We start from the raw sequence: 16,727 nt of genomic DNA, 5'->3' as shown, positions 1-16,727 counted from the left end.
TACGGTGGTGGGTAGGGCGGGGTTCACCCCGCCACCCGGGTTATGCGTATTTCGCCTGAATCTCTTCCGAGATGTTCGACGGGACGGGCTCGTAATGCGAGAACTGCATCGTGAACTGGGCGCGGCCCGACGACATCGAACGCAGCGTGTTGATGTAGCCGAACATGTTGGCCAGCGGCACGTTCGCGGCGATCGCGATGGCGTTGCCGCGCGGCTCCTGGCCCGACACCTGCCCGCGACGCGAGGTCAAATCGCCGATCACGTTGCCGGTGTATTCTTCCGGCGAGATCACTTCGACCTTCATGACGGGTTCCAGCAGTTTCGCGCCGGCCTTGCGCAGACCTTCGCGCATCCCCATCCGTGCCGCGATTTCGAACGCCATGACCGACGAGTCCACGTCGTGGAACTTGCCGTCGATCAGAGCGACCTTGAAGTCGATCACCGGGAAGCCGGCCAGCGGGCCGCTGTCCATCACGCTCTCGATGCCTTTCTCGACGCCGGGAATGTATTCCTTCGGCACGGCACCACCGACGATGCGGCTCTCGAACGAGTAGCCTTCGCCCGGCTCGGTCGGCGAGATGATCAGCTTCACTTCGGCGAACTGACCCGACCCACCCGACTGTTTCTTGTGGGTGTAGGTGTGTTCGATCTCGTGGCTGATGGTCTCGCGATAGGCCACCTGCGGCGCACCGATATTGGCTTCGACCTTGAACTCGCGCTTCAGACGGTCGACCAGGATGTCGAGGTGAAGTTCGCCCATGCCCTTCATGATGGTCTGACCGGACTCGATGTCGGTCTCGACGCGGAAGGACGGGTCCTCGGCGGCCAGACGGGCCAGACCCTGGCTCATCTTCTCCTGGTCGTTCTTGGTCTTCGGCTCGACCGCGATCTCGATCACCGGATCGGGGAAGGTCATGGTTTCCAGAACCACCTGCTCTTTTGGGTCGCACAGCGTGTCACCCGTGGTGGTGTCCTTCAGACCGGCCAGCGCGATGATGTCGCCGGCGAATGCCTCTTCGATCTCTTCGCGGTTGTTCGAGTGCATCATCATCATGCGGCCGATGCGCTCTTTCTTGCCCTTGGTCGAGTTCTGGACTGTGTCGCCCTTGTTCAGCACGCCCGAGTAGATGCGCGTGAAGGTCAGCGAGCCGACGAACGGGTCGTTCATGATCTTGAACGCCAGGCCCGAGAACGGCATGGAATCGTCCGCGCGGCGGGCGATGTTGCGGGTCTCGGTCTCGTCATCGGGGGCAAAGCCCATGTAATCGACAACGTCGAGCGGGCTCGGCAGGTAGTCGACCACCGCGTTCAGCAGCGGCTGCACACCCTTGTTCTTGAACGCGGAACCGCCCAGAACCGGCACGAAGCTCAGCGACAGGGTGCCCTTGCGGATCAGTTTCCGCAGGGTCGGGATGTCGGGCTCGTTGCCTTCCAGGTATTCCATCATCGCGTCGTCGTCCATTTCGACGGCGTTCTCGATCAGTTTGGCGCGCCAGTCGTCGGCCAGTTGCTTGAGGTCATCGCGAATGGGCTGACGGGTCCAGGACGCGCCCAGATCCTCGCCTTTCCAGGTCCACTCTTCCATGGTCACCAGGTCGATGATGCCTTCCAGCTCGTTCTCGGCACCGATCGGCATGGCGATCGGAACGGCCTTCGCGCCGGTCCGGGCCTCGATCATCTCGACGCAGTTGAAGAAGTCGGCACCGATCTTGTCCATCTTGTTGACGAACACGATGCGCGGCACCTTGTAGCGGTCGGCCTGGCGCCAGACGGTCTCGGTCTGGGGCTCGACGCCAGCGTTTGCATCCAGCACGCAGATGGCACCGTCAAGCACGGCCAGCGAACGCTCGACTTCGATGGTGAAGTCGACGTGGCCGGGCGTGTCGATGATGTTCATGCGGAACTTGGTGTCGTCGGTGCCCTCTTTCGTCGGGTCTTCCTGCCACTGCCAGAAGGTGGTGGTGGCCGCCGACGTGATGGTGATGCCGCGTTCCTGCTCCTGCTCCATCCAGTCCATCGTGGCCGCACCATCGTGCACCTCGCCGATGTTGTGGGACTTGCCGGTGTAAAACAGGATCCGTTCCGAGCAGGTGGTCTTGCCTGCGTCGATATGGGCCATGATGCCGAAGTTGCGGTAGCGTTCGAGCGGATAATCGCGTGCCATGATGCAAATGCCTCTAGGGTTTTACCAGCGGTAATGGCTGAAGGCTTTGTTCGCCTCGGCCATCTTGTGGGTGTCTTCACGTTTCTTGACGGCGGTCCCGCGCGAGTTCACGGCGTCCAGAAGCTCGCCGGCCAGGCGTTCTTCCATCGTGTTCTCGTTGCGGCCACGGCAGGCGGTGATCAGCCAGCGGATCGCCAGCGCCTCGCGGCGCTCGGGGCGAACCTCGACCGGAACCTGGTAAGTGGCACCACCGACACGGCGCGAGCGGACTTCGACCGACGGTTTGATGTTGTCCAGCGCTTCGTGGAAGATCTCCACGGGGGCGCGCTTGACCTTGTCTTCGACGCGATCCAGCGCGTTGTAGACGATTTTCTCCGCGACCGACTTCTTGCCGTCGATCATCAGGTTGTTCATGAACTTGGTCAGAACCCGGTCGCCATACTTGGCGTCGGGCAGGATTTCACGTTTTTCAGCGGCGTGACGACGAGACATCTCGAATTCCTCTTACTTGGGACGCTTGGCGCCGTATTTCGAACGACGCTGCTTGCGGTCCTTGACGCCTTGGGTATCCAGGACACCGCGCAGGATGTGGTAACGCACACCGGGAAGGTCTTTCACACGGCCGCCACGGATCAGGACCACCGAGTGTTCCTGCAGGTTGTGGCTTTCGCCGGGGATATAGCTGATGACCTCGAAGCCATTGGTCAGGCGCACCTTGGCAACCTTCCGCATGGCCGAGTTCGGCTTCTTGGGCGTGGTGGTGTAGACGCGCGTGCAAACGCCGCGCTTCTGCGGGCACCCTTGCAGGTGCATCGACTTCTGGCTTCTTGTTTTCGGCTGCCGCGGCTTGCGGATCAGCTGTTGGATCGTTGGCATAGGGTCTCTTTCCCGTCTTTCAACACATGTGTTTGCACCGGGTCACCCCCGCGCGGTTTCAGTTCTTTCCGCACATCACGCGTCCGCAATGCGCAAATACCGCAATCGTTTCCATTCCGAGGTAAACGACGCGGCGGGTTCCCAGAGGATCGGGGCACTCAAACGGCCCGGATCTTGTCCACTAGAATTTTGAGTTCGACACACGGGGCGACCCCCGACGTCGAGATGAGCGGCGTATAGGGGGAGTCGGGACGGCTGTCAACAGCCCCGCGGATATAGGTTGAGCACCGCCAAGCGCCGGGTTTCCTCAGGGCTGGTCCGCGGCATAGAGAGCGCGAATTTCCGGCTCGCGCGGGGCGGCGCAGAAATCGAGGATCAGGCAGCGGTCCAGTGCGACATCGTCGTAGGACTGCGTGGCATGCCACCTGGCAAAGTGCAACACCTCGCGCAATGTCTCGTCGCTGTGCCATGTCGTCATCACGAAATGCTCGGGAAGGACGTCGTCGTACCCGAATTGCTCCAGGCTGGCCATGTCCACGCTGTCGTCCCAAAGGCTGCAATCCAGCCCCCAGGCAAGCATGTACTGACACCCCGTCGCCACCAGGTCCTTGCTGACCTGCCACCGCGCCTCCGCAGAAACCTGCCGCTCGATCAGCACCACGCATTTGTAGGGCGGCGCAATCCGGGGCAGCGCGACAGGCGCGGTCGGGTCTGCGAAATGATAGCGCACCATGTTTCCTCTCGCGTCCGGTCCCATCAGCACCTCTCTTTCTTTGGCCTTGTTCGCGCCATGCTCATTTGTAATTCTCGCGCTGATTTTGGTCCAAAGGTACCCGCCCCATGCGCGCAATCGGTATATGCCGCTTTTCCTACCCCGCGCTTGGCGGCTTCAAGCGAATGCACGACACGGTCGAGGAACGCGAGGCCTATCTCTATGCCCGCGAGCGCATGGAATTGCGCTTCCGGCATTTCGAAACGCTCACCCTGCCCTCCATCGCCGCACAGAAGGACAAGCGCTTCACCTTCATCGTCCTCACCGGAGAGCGGATGCCCAGGCCTTTCTGGGACCGGCTCAACGACATCTGCGCCCCGGTCGAGGCCATCAAGATCGTCACCGCCGAACCGATGAAGCACCGCACGGCCATGCAACTGGCCATCCAGCACGAGCTTGCACAGGGCGACGACGATATGTCCCTCCAGTTCCGGCTTGACGATGACGACGCCGTGGGCATCAACTTCATCCGCGGCATCCGCCGCACCGCGCGGCTGGCCGGCAAACTCAGCGCCGGATGGCGCAACATGGTGATCGAATATTCCCGTGGCTACTCCGTCAAGCTGATGCCCGACGGCATCCAAGCGCGGGAAATCCAAGGACAGTTCCTGGCCTGCGGCCTGGCGGTGCTCTTCCGCCCCGGCGACCCCAGGACGGTGATGAACTACGGCCATCACAAGCTGCATCACACCATGCCGACCCTGATCGAACCCGAGACCCACATGTACCTGCGCGCCCTGCACGACGATAACGACAGCCACGCGCGCACCAGCACCAAGGGCCTCGCCCCCCTGACCGACGATCAGCGCGCCTTTTTCAAGGAGCGTTTCAATGTCGACGAGGCGGCTGTGCAAGCGGCCTTTTCCGCCCCAATTGCGACTCCCGGTAAAGCGTGAACAGACCGCTGCCGACCACGATCGCAGCGCCCAGCAATGTCAGTGTCGCGGGCCACTCGCCAAACACCACGAAGCCCAGCAGCATCGCCCACAGCAGGCCGGTATAGCGGAACGGCGCGATGAAACTGATCTCGCCCACCCGCATCACCATGATGGAAAACAGATACCCGCCGATGATGAGCAGCGAGGCGGTTCCCACCAGTCCGGCCTCTCGTACGCCCATCGGCGCCCAGTCCACGCCGAGGCTCAGGAGCCCGAAAATCGTCATCGTCGCGATGGATGTCAGCAGCGTGACGAACATCGACGGTGTGTCCTTCGACAACCGCCGCGTCGACAGGTCCCGCACCGTGACGCAGCCCACCGCCAACAGCGCATAGACCGCGTAGAAGTTGAAGTCATCCGTCCCGGGCCGCACGATCAGCAGCACGCCGGCAAAGCCCACAAGGATCGCCACCATCCGCCGCCAGCCCACCGGCTCGCGCAGGAACAGTGCCGCGGCCAGCGTGATGGTCAGCGGCAGGGCCTGAAGGATTGCCGTCACGTTGGCCAGCGGCATGTTGAAGAGCGCCGTCAGAAAGAAATACGCCGCGCCCACCTCGGCCGCCGTGCGCAGCGCCATCAGCCCCCAATCCCGCCGCGGCAGGCGCGCGCGCAACGCGCCCATGCGCCAGGCGATTGCAGCCACCAGGACCGTCGTGATCAATCCCCGCAGCAGCAGCAACTGGAACAGCGGCACGTCCCCCGCCATCGCCTTCATCGCGGTGTCGTTGAACGTGAAACACGCCATTGACGCCATCATCAGCAGGGCGCCGGTCAGGTTGTCGGAACGGGTCATGCCCCGGCTCTAGACCGGCGCCGCACCCGGTACAAGCGGCAAGCGCGTCAGCCCGCCAGCATCAGGATCATCGCCAGGTTCGGCAGAACCGCCACAAAGGTGACAAGCGCGTATGTCGCGAAGGTCACGACCTTGCCCAACCGGGTCTCTTTCCGCGTGGCCCCTTCAAGGCTGTAGGCCATTGCCATCACCGCGTATCCGCTGGCCTCCCGCCTGCGCCGCTCCGTCTGCAACTCTGCCATGCTGCGCTCGAAGATCTCCCTCTGACGCAGGTATTCCGCACTGCGCGCATCCTGTTCTATCGTCTGTCCGTCCATATCCCGTCTCCCTTCTGGAAACGGTTATCTAGGCGGCGCTGCGCGCGCTTCTACCGCCCCGGACAAGACGCGCCAATCTGTCGCTCGAACCCGAGTTTCATCGTTCGGTAAATACTCGAACAAACCAAACCTGCGCGGCGCAGCCGCACAACCGGATCAGATCGCAGCCCCGGGCGCCAGCGCCTCCAGAAGCGCGCCATGCACTGCCGGATTCGCGGCCAGTACACCGTCCAGCTTTGGCATCGGGTTGTTGAACCGCAGCGGACGCCCCTCGCGGTCCGAGGTCACCGCGCCGGCCTCCCGCAGGATTAGATCTCCCGCCGCGATGTCCCACTCCCACGCGCCGCGCAGGGTCATCATCGCGTCGAACCGCCCCTCGGCCACCAGCGCCAGCCGATAGGCCAGCGACGGGCGAAACCCCCGATCCATCGCTGGCGGCCGCCCGGCCCGCCAGTGCCGCGCGTCGAAATTCGGTTTCGCCGCCAACATGCTGCTGCCGTCCAGTACCGCCGCATCGCTTACACCCAGGCGGTCGCCGTTCAGCGTCGCCCCCTGCCCGGCGGCGGCGGCATACATCATGTCGCGCATCGGCAGGTAGACCACGCCCGCCACCACCTCGCCCCGCTCGACCACCGCCAGCGCGTGCGCCCAGGTCCGCGTGCCTTCGATGAAACTGCGCGTGCCGTCGATGGGGTCGACGATGAACACCCGGTCGCGCGACAGCCGCTCGGGCGTGTCGGCGCTTTCCTCCGACAGCCAGCCATAGTCGGGCCGCGCGCCGCGCAGATGCTCGAACAGAACCTCGTTCACCGCCAGGTCGGCCTCGGTCACCGGTCCTGCGCCGCCCGGCTTGTCCCAGACCCGCGCCTCGGGCCCGGTATAGCGGCAGGCCACCTCGCCCGCCGCCCTTGCCGCCGAGATCAGAAGGTCCAGCTCAGTTGCCGGCAAGGGTCAGCCCCTCGACCAGCAGCGACGGCACGACGCGCGACTTCCAGGGACGCGCGTCATTGGCCGGGACGATCCCCCGCAGCATCTCCGGCAGGCTGCCCGCGATGGTGCATTCGTTCACCGGAAAGGCAATCTCGCCGTTCTCGATCCAGAACCCCGACGCGCCCCGCGAATAGTCGCCCGTATTGGGGTTGATCGTCGAGCCGATCATCGAGGTCACCAAGAGGCCCGTGCCCATCTCGGCCATCAGTTCCTCGCGGCTCTTGTCGCCCTGCGTCAGCGCCACGTTCGTCGACAAAGGCGACGGCACCGAGGACGGCGCCCGCCTTGCATGTCCCGTGGACGGCAGGCCCAGCTTGCGCCCCGTGGAAAGGTCCAGGATCCACGACGTCAGCACACCGTTCTCGACCAGGGCACGCTTTGCCACCGGCAGGCCCTCGGCATCGAAAGGCTGGGACCCCAGCGCGCGGGGGCGCAGCGGATCGTCGATCAGCGACAGCGCCTCGGGAAGCACGGGCTCGCCCATCCGATTCATCAGCCACGACGCCCCCCGCGACACCGACCCGCCGTTGATCGCAGACAGAAGGTGCCCGATCAGCGTCGACGCCACGCGCTCGTCGAACAGCACCGGATAGGAGCCGGTATAGGGCTTCTTCGCGTCCAGCATCGACGCGGCGCGTTCCCCCGCCCGCGTCCCGATCTCCTCGGGCGTGCGCAGATCGGCGGCAAAGACACGCGTATCCGCATCGTAATCGCGCTGCATCCCCGTGCCCTGCCCGGCAATCGCCACGGCGCTCAGGCTTCGGGCGCTGCTGGTGAACCCGCCGGAAAACCCGTTGGTGGCCGCCATGTGCATCCGCTCGACCTCGTGATCGGCCGCCGCCTGCACCTGGCTCACACCATTGACGCCCATCGCCGCCGCCTCCAGCGCAAGCGCCGCCTCCTGCATGTCGGGCGCCGCGGGTTCGGGCCCGGGATCGTGCAGCTCCAGCGCCGCCACATCCCAGTCCCGCGCCAGTTGCTCGGGCGCGGCAAGCCCGGCATAGGCGTCTTCGGGCGCTTCCCGGGCCATCGCCACCGCGCGTTCCGCCAGCATCGCCAGCGTCTCCTCGCGCGTGTCCGACGCGCCCACACAGGCCTGCCGCTGGCCGATGAAAACCCGCAGCCCGACCTCGATACTTTCAGACCGCTCCGCCTGTTCCAGCGTGCCCGCCCGGACATTGATGCTCTGGGCGCGCGTTTCCACCGCCACGGCATCCGCCGCCTCGGCCCCGGCCTTGCGGGCGGCAGAGAGCAGCACTTCGGTCAGGGTCTGGGGGTCGAGAGGCATGAAGTTCTCCTGGTCAGGCATCGCAAGGCGCGGCGTCGGGGATCGGCACGGGTTCGATGTACTGCGACGCCGGAACAGGCGCAAGGCAAGCCCCGGTTCAGCGCATCCGCTGCCCGTTCACCAGAACCTGGCCTTCGGCGGTGATCTCGACCTCCGAACGGGCGGTTTCATCCTGCCCTTCGACGGGGCGCGTGAACATTCCCAGCATCATCCGCGCCGACATCGCATCCTCGGTCGTCAGCACCTTTGCCGACACCAGCCTGTCAAGCAGCGCCTGCGCCCCGGTCACGTCGAAGACGGCACGGCCCTCCGTCGCCGGAATCCCGTCCAGCGTCTCGTAATCCATGTGATCGAAGCGGAACACGCCGCTGCCCGTCACCTCGGCCTCCGGCAAGCGCAGCCCCAGCGACCGAAGATCGAGCGTTTCGACAAAAAACGGCAGGGCGCCGCCGAACGCGGCACTCATCGCGTCCAGGTCGAACAGGGTTTCCACCAGGATCACCTCACCGCCCAGGTCGAACTCAACATCCGCGGCCTGGCGCGGAAAATCCTCGGCCATGAAGAACTGCGCCCAGCTCTCTTCGGACATGGTCAACCCGTCCAGTTCGAACCGCAGCGCGAAGTCCTGCGGAGCGACGTTCCGCAATACCGGCAGGGCCAGGTCCAGCAGAACCCGCGACGCCTCGACATCGAAATGCACACCAAGCATTTCGTCGGACAGCTGCATCGCCGTCTGCTGCGCACCGGAGACGATGCGCAGCCCCTCCCGGTCCAGCGCGAAGTCGCCCTTGATCTCGCTCCAGTCGGTCTGGCTGGTGGCAATCAGCGCGCCGTTCAGCCAATCCTTGTCGCGGTCGATCCCGCGCTCGGCAGCCATGGTATGCCGAAACGCCATGCCGTCCGCCGCCTGCTCGGACAGGCTCTGCAACACCGGACCTTCCGGCGGCAGGCGCAGTTCGGTCACGGTCTCCACCGCGTGCCGGTCCAGCACGCCCTCCAGGCCCTCGGCGGTGGTCTCGTCCCCATAACCGTATTCGACCAGAACCTGCTCGGCCTCGCCCCGGCGCGTGAAGTCCAGCCAGCCATCGCCGACATCGCTCGTCTGCGTGATGTCGAATCCCGATTGCAGATAGCGGTACGCGGCGGGATAGGGCGTTCCGAACAGACCGAACTCGGTCAGGGCGATCTCGAAGCTTTGTCCCCGCCAGCGCGTTTCGATGCCGGCCTCCGTCTCGCGCATCCGCACGGTGACATCCTCCATCCGCCACGCGAACGCGCCGGAGGAGGTGAACCCTGCCGCGCCGTCCTCGACGGTGGACATGCTGAACGGCATCGCCTCGGACACGGGTAACCGAACGTCGATCTCCGGACCGTCCGGCACGAAACGCGGGCCGGGCAGTTGCAGGTTCACATCCAGCGCCGTGCCCGGAACCCGCAGGGTCAGGAAGATCGGCCCGACCGCCAGCGCCGCGCCGTCCCGCTTCGTCTCGGCCTGCCACTCAAGGCCCAGCGCCTCGAACTGCGTGGTCCAGACATCCCAGGCGGCCTCGACGGTCAGGTCCGCCAGCGCAACCTGCGGCGCCGAAAGCGCCGCAGCAAGCAGTATCGGGCGCAGGGCCATCCGCTCAGCGGATCCGCTGGCCGTTGGCCAGCACCTGCCCGTCCTCGGTCACCTCGATGGTCGAGTTGATCACGTCCTCACCCTCGCCCGGCGTGCCGAACATGCCCATCATCATCCGGGTTCCCATCGCCTGTTCCTCGGGCAAAAGGCCCATCGCCACCAGCGTGTCCAGCAATCCGTTGGCGCCGGTCACCTGCAGGTCGATGCTGCCCGACGGGGCCGGCATGCCCGGGAAAGTCTCGTGATCCTCGTTGTCGATCTCGAACGCGCCCTCGCCCGTGACCTGCGCGCCCACGGCGTTCAGCAGGAAGTCATTCAGCGTCAAGCTCTCGAAGCGACCCAGGGACTCTTCGTCCGGGCCGACCTCCATCATCCGCATGATATCCAGCGGCTCGCGCGCCAGCGCCGCATCGCCCGACATGTCCACCACCAATGTCATCGGATCCCGCGGCAGTTGCGTCTCCGGATCGAAGAGCGCCCAGATCTCCTCGGCCATCGTCAGGTCCTCGAGCGTCATCCGCAGCGCGACCGGCACCGCGCCGTCCGTTTCGGTGACCGGAAAATTCAAGTGACCCTCGCTGCGCGCGATCTGGCCGGCGATGGGAAACGGCAGCTCGGACGGCATCTGCAACTCGAACGCAAAATCGGTGTAGGCACCGGCCAGGGACAAGCCGTCAGCCCCGAGCGTCAGGTCGTTGCTTTCCATCATGTAGCTGGTGGTCTGGCGCATCTCGACCTCCTCGGCGGTCGTGACCGTCGTGCCCTCGACCTGCATGCCGCCGGTCTTCGCCACCATCTTCAACCCCGCCCGCAGCGCATCGTCGAGGTTCAGAAGGTCCACCTGGCCCGCCGGAATGGCCAACTCCAGTTCCGAAGTGCCGCCCGTCATCGTCTGCCGCCCTTCGGATCCCGCTCCGGTGGCATCCGAAAACGTTGTGTCGAACTGCATGCTGTCCGAGGTGGTCGACAGCGCCACTGTCACGATATCGCCCTCGGTGATCTCGTAGCGGCTCGTCCCGCTGACGCTTCCGCTGACCGCGATGTCGAATTCCTCGTCTTCGTCCTCTACCGAAAAATCGCTCAAAGAGAACCGCGCCCCGTCAAAAGCGCCCTCGTAGACCACCTGCCCCGGCGTGCCCGTGGCGATGGTCGGCGTGTCGAACCCCTCGTAGACCACGGTTGCGGAAAACACCTCGCCCTCTTCGGGCGTCGAGAACGCGACCTGCATCTCCATCGCGTCGGTATACCGCAACGCCACGCTGCCGTCGCCCTGCTCGGTCAGGGTCATGCCGTTGGTCGTCAACCGTGCCTCGCCCAGCTCCAGCGGCAGGGCATAGGTCATCACCACGCTGTCGATGCGCACCGTGTCGCCGTCGCGCACCGGCTCTGCGGTCACCTCGAAACCGAATGCGCGGGCCGGGGCCAGCATGTTGGTCACCACGTCGTCGGCGGTCACATCGGCCTGCGCCGCGGTGGGCAGCCACGCGGCGGCACCAAGGAAAACGGGAACTATACGGATGGCATGCATCGCATCACCTTTCATCAAACGGTATGGATCGAACGCGAAAGGGCCGGATCGCCCGGCCCCCCGCATGGTATTCAGGCGTCGCCCGGATCAGCGCAGACGCTGTCCGTTGGCCAGGACCTGGCCGTCGCTCTTGACCTCGATCTTCGAGGTCAGCGCATCCTCGCCCTCGCCGGGAACCGCGAACATGCCCATCATCATGCGCACGCCCATGGCCTGTTCTTCGGGCACCAGCCCCATCGCGATCAGCGAATCCAGAAGACCGTTGGCGCCCGTCAGCTTGAGGTCGACCGAACCGTCCGGCGCGGGCATCCCGTTGAAGGTTTCCAGATCGGTATTGTCGAAGGTGAACGCGCCGTCCCCGGTCAGCTCGGCTCCGGCGGCACTGACCGTCAGGGTGTTGATGTCCAGCGTGTTCAACTCGCCCGGCACACCAAGCTCGCCGGTTTCCGCCGCTTCCATCTGTTCGGGGTCGAAAAGATCGAAGAACAGCTTGGCCGTCCCCGTCAGGTCCACGTCGATCGTCGCAGGATCATGCGGCAGTTCGCCCGCCGGGTCGAAAATGCCCCAGATGATGTCCGACATCGTGAAATCGCCCAGCGTCACGCCCATGGCGAAATCCTGCGCCTCCTCGCTCTTGGCGATGGGGGTGGTCAGGTTGAACGCGGCCGTGCCGAATGCCACTTCGATCGGCAGCGGGATATCACCGCCGGCCATGTTGAGCTGCATGTTCTTCGACGACACGTCATAGGTCAGGCCCTCGGCGCCCATCGCGACGGTGAACTCGCCACCGTCCGATTTGGTCGTGCCTTCCGTGGTCTGCGGCGGATCGACGACCTTGAACTCCGACGAGCCCTCGGAATAGGTCATCGTCAGATCCGCGGAAAAACCGTCATTGATCGACGCCGCGAAATCGGCGGGGTCCATCTCCAGCGGCATGGCGCCCTCGGCCGCGACCGTCATGCCGGCGAACTGGCCCTTCATCATGAACTGGCCGGTGCCGCCCTCGGGGTCGGCCACGTCGATCGTGTAGTTCACCGGGCCGGTGCTCATCTTCTGGTCCGATTTCCGCAACTCGCCCACTTGCATCGTGGTCGTCCCGGTGACGTCCGCGATGCGGAATTCCACGGTCCCCAGGTCGACGCTTTTGCCTTCGACGGTCACGTCATCTACGATCACCGCGATCTCGCTGGCGCTGTAGTTGTAAAGCAGGTCGTTCGGCTCGCCCGACGCGGTCATGTCGAAATCGGACGTGTTGTATTGCAGGCCGACCGAGACCTCCTCGGCGTCAGGCGACTCAACCTGCACCTGCATCGGCATTTCCGCCGGCATGCCCACCGACACCGTGCCGTCGCCGTTCTCGGTAAAGGTCATCTCACCCAGGTTGACCGACACGGTCGTGTCCTCTTCGGGGATCGCCATCGTCATCGTCACGTCGGATACGGTCAGCGTGTCGCCCGACTGGCTCTCGTCGCCCGCCACCTCGTAGCCGGACGACGAAAGATACCCTTTCCAGTCCGCCCAGACATCCGCCGCGGTCACATCCGCCTGTGCCGCGCCCGCCGATAAGACAAGGCCGATCGCCGTCGTCATTCCGAACCTGGCCCGGTCCGTCATATCGAGCAGTTTCATGAAGAATCCTTTCGTGTTGAAATCCTTGATCCCACGCAGCTTCCGCCCTCGCGAAAGCGTGGTCAAGGGGGGTTATTCCCGTCTTGCGCTGGACCTCGGTCGCACCGCGCGATAGCTCTCGTTTGAGCATCTGTACCCATATCGGCGCGAAAGGTTCAATCCATGAAAGACACGACCGTTCTCATCACCGGCGCCAGTCGCGGCATCGGCGCGGCCACCGCCCGTCATTTCGCCGCGCTCGGCGCCAACGTGGTGCTCGCCGCCCGCAGTACCGACGCAGTCGAGGAGATCGCATCGGGTATCGGCGACCGCGCCCTCGCGGTGTCCTGCGACGTCAGCCGCTACGATGACGTCAAGGCCGCCGTCACCGCCGCCACGGAACGCTTCGGCGGGCTGGACGTTCTGATCGGCAACGCCGGCGTGATCGAGCCCATCGCGCATCTCTCCGACGTCGACCCGGACGAATGGGACAAGGTCATCGACATCAACCTCAAGGGCGTCTTTCACGGAATGCGCGCGGCCTTGCCGGTGATGAAACAGGCCGGCTCCGGCACCATCATCACCATCAGTTCCGGCGCCGCCACCAGCGCGCTCGAAGGCTGGAGCCACTATTGCGCCTCCAAGGCCGCCGCGCTGATGCTGACCCGCGCCGCCGACAAGGAAAACCGCGATCACGGCATCCGCGTTCTGGGCCTCTCGCCCGGCACCGTGGCCACCGACATGCAGCACCAGATCAAGGCCAGCGGCATGAACCCCGTGGCCCAGCTCGACTGGTCCGACCATATCCCGCCGGACTGGCCCGCGCGGGCGCTGGCGTGGATGTGCACGGCGGACGCCGATGGCTGGCTCGGCCAGGACATCAGCCTGCGCAACGAGGACATCCGCCTCGCGGTGGGCCTCGAATGATCGACCTCGACAAATCCGATGACGGCCTCTGGACCGTCACCCTCAACCGGCCCGACAAGGCCAATTCCCTCACGCACGCGATGCTGACCGAGCTGGCCGACATCGCCGAGGCCGCCACCGAGGCCCGCGCGCTGGTTCTGACCGGCCGCGGCAAGGCGTTCTCGGCAGGCATGGACCTCGAGGCCGCCAGGTCCGGCCTGCCGACCGACCCGGTGTGGGAGCGCTTGTCGGGCGCGCTTTCGGTCCTTCCCTGCCTGACGATTGCCGCGCTCAACGGCACTGTGGCGGGCGGTGCGATGGGTATGGTGCTGGCCTGCGACCTGCGCATCGCGGTGCCCGGCACCAAGATCTTTTATCCCGTGATGAAATTGGGCTTCCTGCCACAACCCTCCGATCCGGGGCGCCTGACGCGGCTGATCGGCCCGTCGCGGACGAAGATGATCCTGATGGCAGGCCAGAAGATCGACACCGACACCGCACATCACTGGGGCCTGATCGACCAGATTGTGGAACCTGACGGGCTGCTCGACACCGCGCGCACGCTGGCCACCGACGCGCTCGGAGCTGCGCCCGACCACGCAGCAGGCATCAAGCACGTCTGCCGCCCCTGAGCGCGCCGGAATTTACGTAAATTCCGGGATTGAAAATACGCATTTTCTATCCCGTTTTCCGCGCGGAAAACGGCGCCTACGTGATCCGTATCCAGTTCATCATGCCCGACATCTGGTGCGCAGCCATGTGGCAATGAAACATCCAGTCGCCGGGGTTCTCGGCGACAAAGGCAATCTCGCGTGTCTCGTCGGGATGGACCACCAGCGTATCGCGCCACGGCCCAAGACGCCCCTCGGGCAGAACTTCGCGGAAATGCTGCCCGTGCAGGTGCATCGCGTGGGAAAACGCGGTCCGGTTCTCCATCGGCACCCGAACCGTCTCGCCCATGCCTGCCTCGATCAGCGGCGCCCCGTCCATCCCCGCCTGCCCGTTGAAGGCCCAGAACTGCCCCGCCTCGTAGAGCGCCCGCGCCTCGCGCTTGCTGCCCTGCCACCGGACGCGCTCCGGCAGGCCCCGCATCGCGCCGCCTTCCATGACCAGCGGCACCTGTCGCGCATCCTTCAGCGCCAGCGTCGGCAGGTCGTTGGGCGGCAGGGCGTGCGGCGCGGCCCGCATCGCCTGCTCTTGGCCCGCGACCGACACGGACACCGTCGCATAGGTGCCGTCCCGCTCCACCGATCCGATGATCGCCTCCTCCCCGGTCCCGGCGCTGACATTTACGATCAGATCGACGCGCTGCGCCGGTCCGATCTCGACCTGCTCGATCCGCTCCGGCGCCTCAAGCGGCATCGCGTCCAGCGCCACCACCCACGCATCCATCCCCCGGAACACCAGCCGGAAGATACGCGCCGTCGCCGCGTTCACCAGCCGCACCCGCAGCCGCGTGCCCCGCGGATAGCTTCGCCGCAGCTCGCCCGCGCCATTGACCGTGATGTAATTGCCCAGCCGCCCGGCATGGGACATGTCGTGCCGGTTGCCGAACTCGGGATGCAGCTGCGCGTCCTCGGTCAACCGCCAGTCGTCCAGCACCAGGATCTCCTCGGCATCCACCTCGGGCGGCTCGGCCTCGTCCACCACCAGCACCCCGGCCAGCCCGCGCGAGATCTGCTCCAGCGAATTGGCATGCGGGTGATACCAGAACGTGCCCGCATCGCGCAGCACAAAGCGATAGTCGAAACTCTCGCCGGGGCGCACCGCCGCCTGCGTCATGCCCGGCACGCCGTCCATGGCGTTGGGCAGGCGCAGGCCGTGCCAATGCACCGTCGTCGGCTGGTCCAGCCCGTTGACCAGCCGCGCCTCGAACGTCTCGCCCTGCCGCCGGCGCAGCACCGAACCCGGCACCCGCCCGTCATAGGCCCAGACCCGCGTCTTCGGGTAGTCCCCGGGCGCCAGCTGCACCTCGGCGGGCGCGGCGGTCAGGCGGTGCCCCGGCGCACCGGCCCATGCCAACCCCGGTACCACCTGCGCCCCGGCCAGCCCGCCGGCCAGCGCCATCACGTCCCGCCGCGTCGGATCCATCTTGCCCTCGCATCTTGCCACGCCCGCAAGAGTGGCCCATCCCGGCACATGGTCAAGTCACTCTGACGCGATCCACTCCCGCGCCGCATCCAGGTCGTCCAGGTCATACGTCCGCAGCTTGGTCGACACCAGCGCGCCCGCCGCCTTGGCCACCGGCCCGATCCAGCCGATATCCGACACCACCGCCACATGGCTGATATGGCGCAGGTTTTTGAAATCGAACTTGATTCCCGGCCAGATCACCGATGGCGCGAACCCGTCGAGGCTCTCGATCACCTCGATCAGCTTCACCGTGCCCTGGGCGTCGATAAAGCCCTGCATCCGGTCCACGATCCTGTCGTAATCCTCCCGCGTGACCTTTCCCGCCACGGTCAGCTCGACAGTTTTCGTTTCGGCGTCTTCTTCGTACTCAACGGTCATGATGCGATCCTCCCGCGCCAAGCATACCGTATTCCGGCACGCCTCGCATTGCGCAGGATCAACGCAGCCGACGCCGTCCGGGCGTTTTCGAATGAAATCCCGGCGGACGCCTGGCCACCCAGCGAATGAACTTCTCCAGCCGCGGATGCGCCCGCAACGCCTCGACCGTGGCATAGCTTCGCGCCAGCTCGGCCTCGGTCAGCGTGGCGTGGATCTCATTGTGACAGATCTGGTGCAACAGCACGACCGGCCCGCCCTTGCCGCCTTTCAGCTTGGGCACAAGGTGGTGCAGGCTCTGCCTGGCCTCGGGCGGAATGGGCCGCCCGCACAGCGGACACACCGGGTCGTCCATGGCTTTCCCTTGATCTTTCGTCCACGACAGGCAAGAGGATGGACGCACCACGAAGAATGGCAA

General features: G+C 65.3%; 17 protein-coding genes. 3 read left to right on the top strand and 14 right to left on the bottom strand.

All coding sequences use genetic code 11. The features are described from left to right. Positions 1 to 40: 40 nt before the first annotated feature. The 4 genes from fusA to FIU85_RS15525 all read right to left on the bottom strand — a co-directional run bounded on the left by fusA (position 41) and on the right by FIU85_RS15525 (position 3,797). Positions 41 to 2,164, bottom strand: a complete 2,124-nt coding sequence (gene fusA, locus FIU85_RS15540) for an elongation factor G (RefSeq protein WP_152497546.1) — start codon at positions 2,162 to 2,164, stop codon at positions 41 to 43. Between the two features lie 21 nt (positions 2,165 to 2,185). Further along, positions 2,186 to 2,656: a 30S ribosomal protein S7 gene (gene rpsG / locus FIU85_RS15535; RefSeq protein ID WP_057796812.1), complete on the bottom strand. Its 471-nt coding sequence runs from the start codon at positions 2,654 to 2,656 to the stop codon at positions 2,186 to 2,188. A gap of 12 nt (positions 2,657 to 2,668) precedes the next feature. Beyond that, the gene (gene rpsL, locus FIU85_RS15530) at positions 2,669 to 3,040 is read right to left on the bottom strand and encodes a 30S ribosomal protein S12 (protein WP_103762132.1); all 372 of its coding nucleotides are present in this window, start codon (positions 3,038 to 3,040) and stop codon (positions 2,669 to 2,671) included. A 307-nt stretch (positions 3,041 to 3,347) separates the two neighbouring features. Beyond that, a complete protein-coding gene (locus FIU85_RS15525; protein WP_152497545.1) occupies positions 3,348 to 3,797 on the bottom strand; it encodes a hypothetical protein in 450 nt (149 codons plus the stop codon). Between the two features lie 83 nt (positions 3,798 to 3,880). Between FIU85_RS15525 and FIU85_RS15520 the strand changes: the two genes are divergently transcribed. Further along, positions 3,881 to 4,708 (top strand): glycosyltransferase, encoded by an 828-nt coding sequence (locus FIU85_RS15520; RefSeq protein WP_152497544.1) that lies wholly within the window; start codon positions 3,881 to 3,883, stop codon positions 4,706 to 4,708. Here the strand turns inward: FIU85_RS15520 and FIU85_RS15515 are convergent. From FIU85_RS15515 to FIU85_RS15485, 7 genes are all read right to left on the bottom strand, one after another. Beyond that, positions 4,641 to 5,543: a DMT family transporter gene (locus FIU85_RS15515; protein ID WP_152497543.1), complete on the bottom strand. Its 903-nt coding sequence runs from the start codon at positions 5,541 to 5,543 to the stop codon at positions 4,641 to 4,643. The genes FIU85_RS15520 and FIU85_RS15515 overlap by 68 nt on opposite strands. A 47-nt stretch (positions 5,544 to 5,590) precedes the next feature. Then, positions 5,591 to 5,860, bottom strand: coding sequence for a hypothetical protein (locus tag FIU85_RS15510; protein WP_152493565.1), 270 nt, complete (start codon positions 5,858 to 5,860; stop codon positions 5,591 to 5,593). 156 nt (positions 5,861 to 6,016) lie between these two features. Next, positions 6,017 to 6,808 (bottom strand): 3'(2'),5'-bisphosphate nucleotidase CysQ, encoded by a 792-nt coding sequence (locus FIU85_RS15505; RefSeq protein WP_152497542.1) that lies wholly within the window; start codon positions 6,806 to 6,808, stop codon positions 6,017 to 6,019. Beyond that, complete coding sequence (locus FIU85_RS15500; protein WP_152497541.1) at positions 6,795 to 8,138, bottom strand: TldD/PmbA family protein; 1,344 nt, start codon at positions 8,136 to 8,138, stop codon at positions 6,795 to 6,797. The genes FIU85_RS15505 and FIU85_RS15500 overlap by 14 nt, the downstream gene beginning before the upstream one ends. Before the next feature lie 97 nt (positions 8,139 to 8,235). Then, positions 8,236 to 9,759 (bottom strand): hypothetical protein, encoded by a 1,524-nt coding sequence (locus FIU85_RS15495; RefSeq protein WP_152497540.1) that lies wholly within the window; start codon positions 9,757 to 9,759, stop codon positions 8,236 to 8,238. Between the two features lie 4 nt (positions 9,760 to 9,763). Continuing rightward, positions 9,764 to 11,287 (bottom strand): hypothetical protein, encoded by a 1,524-nt coding sequence (locus FIU85_RS15490; protein WP_172978898.1) that lies wholly within the window; start codon positions 11,285 to 11,287, stop codon positions 9,764 to 9,766. An 87-nt stretch (positions 11,288 to 11,374) separates the two neighbouring features. After that, entirely contained in the window at positions 11,375 to 12,916 is a 1,542-nt protein-coding gene (locus FIU85_RS15485; protein ID WP_254702921.1) for a DUF2125 domain-containing protein, read from the bottom strand. A 162-nt stretch (positions 12,917 to 13,078) separates the two neighbouring features. On the opposite strand from FIU85_RS15485, the gene FIU85_RS15480 reads away from it, so the two are divergent. After that, positions 13,079 to 13,822, top strand: a complete 744-nt coding sequence (locus FIU85_RS15480; RefSeq protein WP_152497538.1) for an SDR family oxidoreductase — start codon at positions 13,079 to 13,081, stop codon at positions 13,820 to 13,822. Next, entirely contained in the window at positions 13,819 to 14,433 is a 615-nt protein-coding gene (locus tag FIU85_RS15475) for an enoyl-CoA hydratase/isomerase family protein (protein WP_152497537.1), read from the top strand. Before FIU85_RS15480 ends, FIU85_RS15475 begins: the two co-directional genes overlap by 4 nt. Before the next feature lie 76 nt (positions 14,434 to 14,509). Here FIU85_RS15475 and FIU85_RS15470 read toward each other — a convergent pair whose 3' ends face one another. The 3 genes from FIU85_RS15470 to FIU85_RS15460 are packed head-to-tail and all read right to left on the bottom strand — an operon-like array spanning position 14,510 to position 16,664. Beyond that, on the bottom strand, positions 14,510 to 15,913 hold the full coding sequence (locus tag FIU85_RS15470; RefSeq protein WP_254702920.1) for a multicopper oxidase family protein: 1,404 nt from the start codon (positions 15,911 to 15,913) through the stop codon (positions 14,510 to 14,512). A gap of 36 nt (positions 15,914 to 15,949) precedes the next feature. Beyond that, the gene (locus FIU85_RS15465; protein WP_172978897.1) at positions 15,950 to 16,312 is read right to left on the bottom strand and encodes an STAS/SEC14 domain-containing protein; all 363 of its coding nucleotides are present in this window, start codon (positions 16,310 to 16,312) and stop codon (positions 15,950 to 15,952) included. A gap of 58 nt (positions 16,313 to 16,370) precedes the next feature. Next, the gene (locus FIU85_RS15460) at positions 16,371 to 16,664 is read right to left on the bottom strand and encodes an HNH endonuclease (protein WP_152493573.1); all 294 of its coding nucleotides are present in this window, start codon (positions 16,662 to 16,664) and stop codon (positions 16,371 to 16,373) included. Positions 16,665 to 16,727: the final 63 nt, after the last annotated feature.

This window comes from Roseovarius sp. THAF8, assembly GCF_009363735.1.
Classification (GTDB): domain Bacteria; phylum Pseudomonadota; class Alphaproteobacteria; order Rhodobacterales; family Rhodobacteraceae; genus Roseovarius.
The sequence above is the reverse complement of the archived record's forward strand: the minus strand, read 5'-3'. Positions and strand labels throughout refer to the sequence as shown.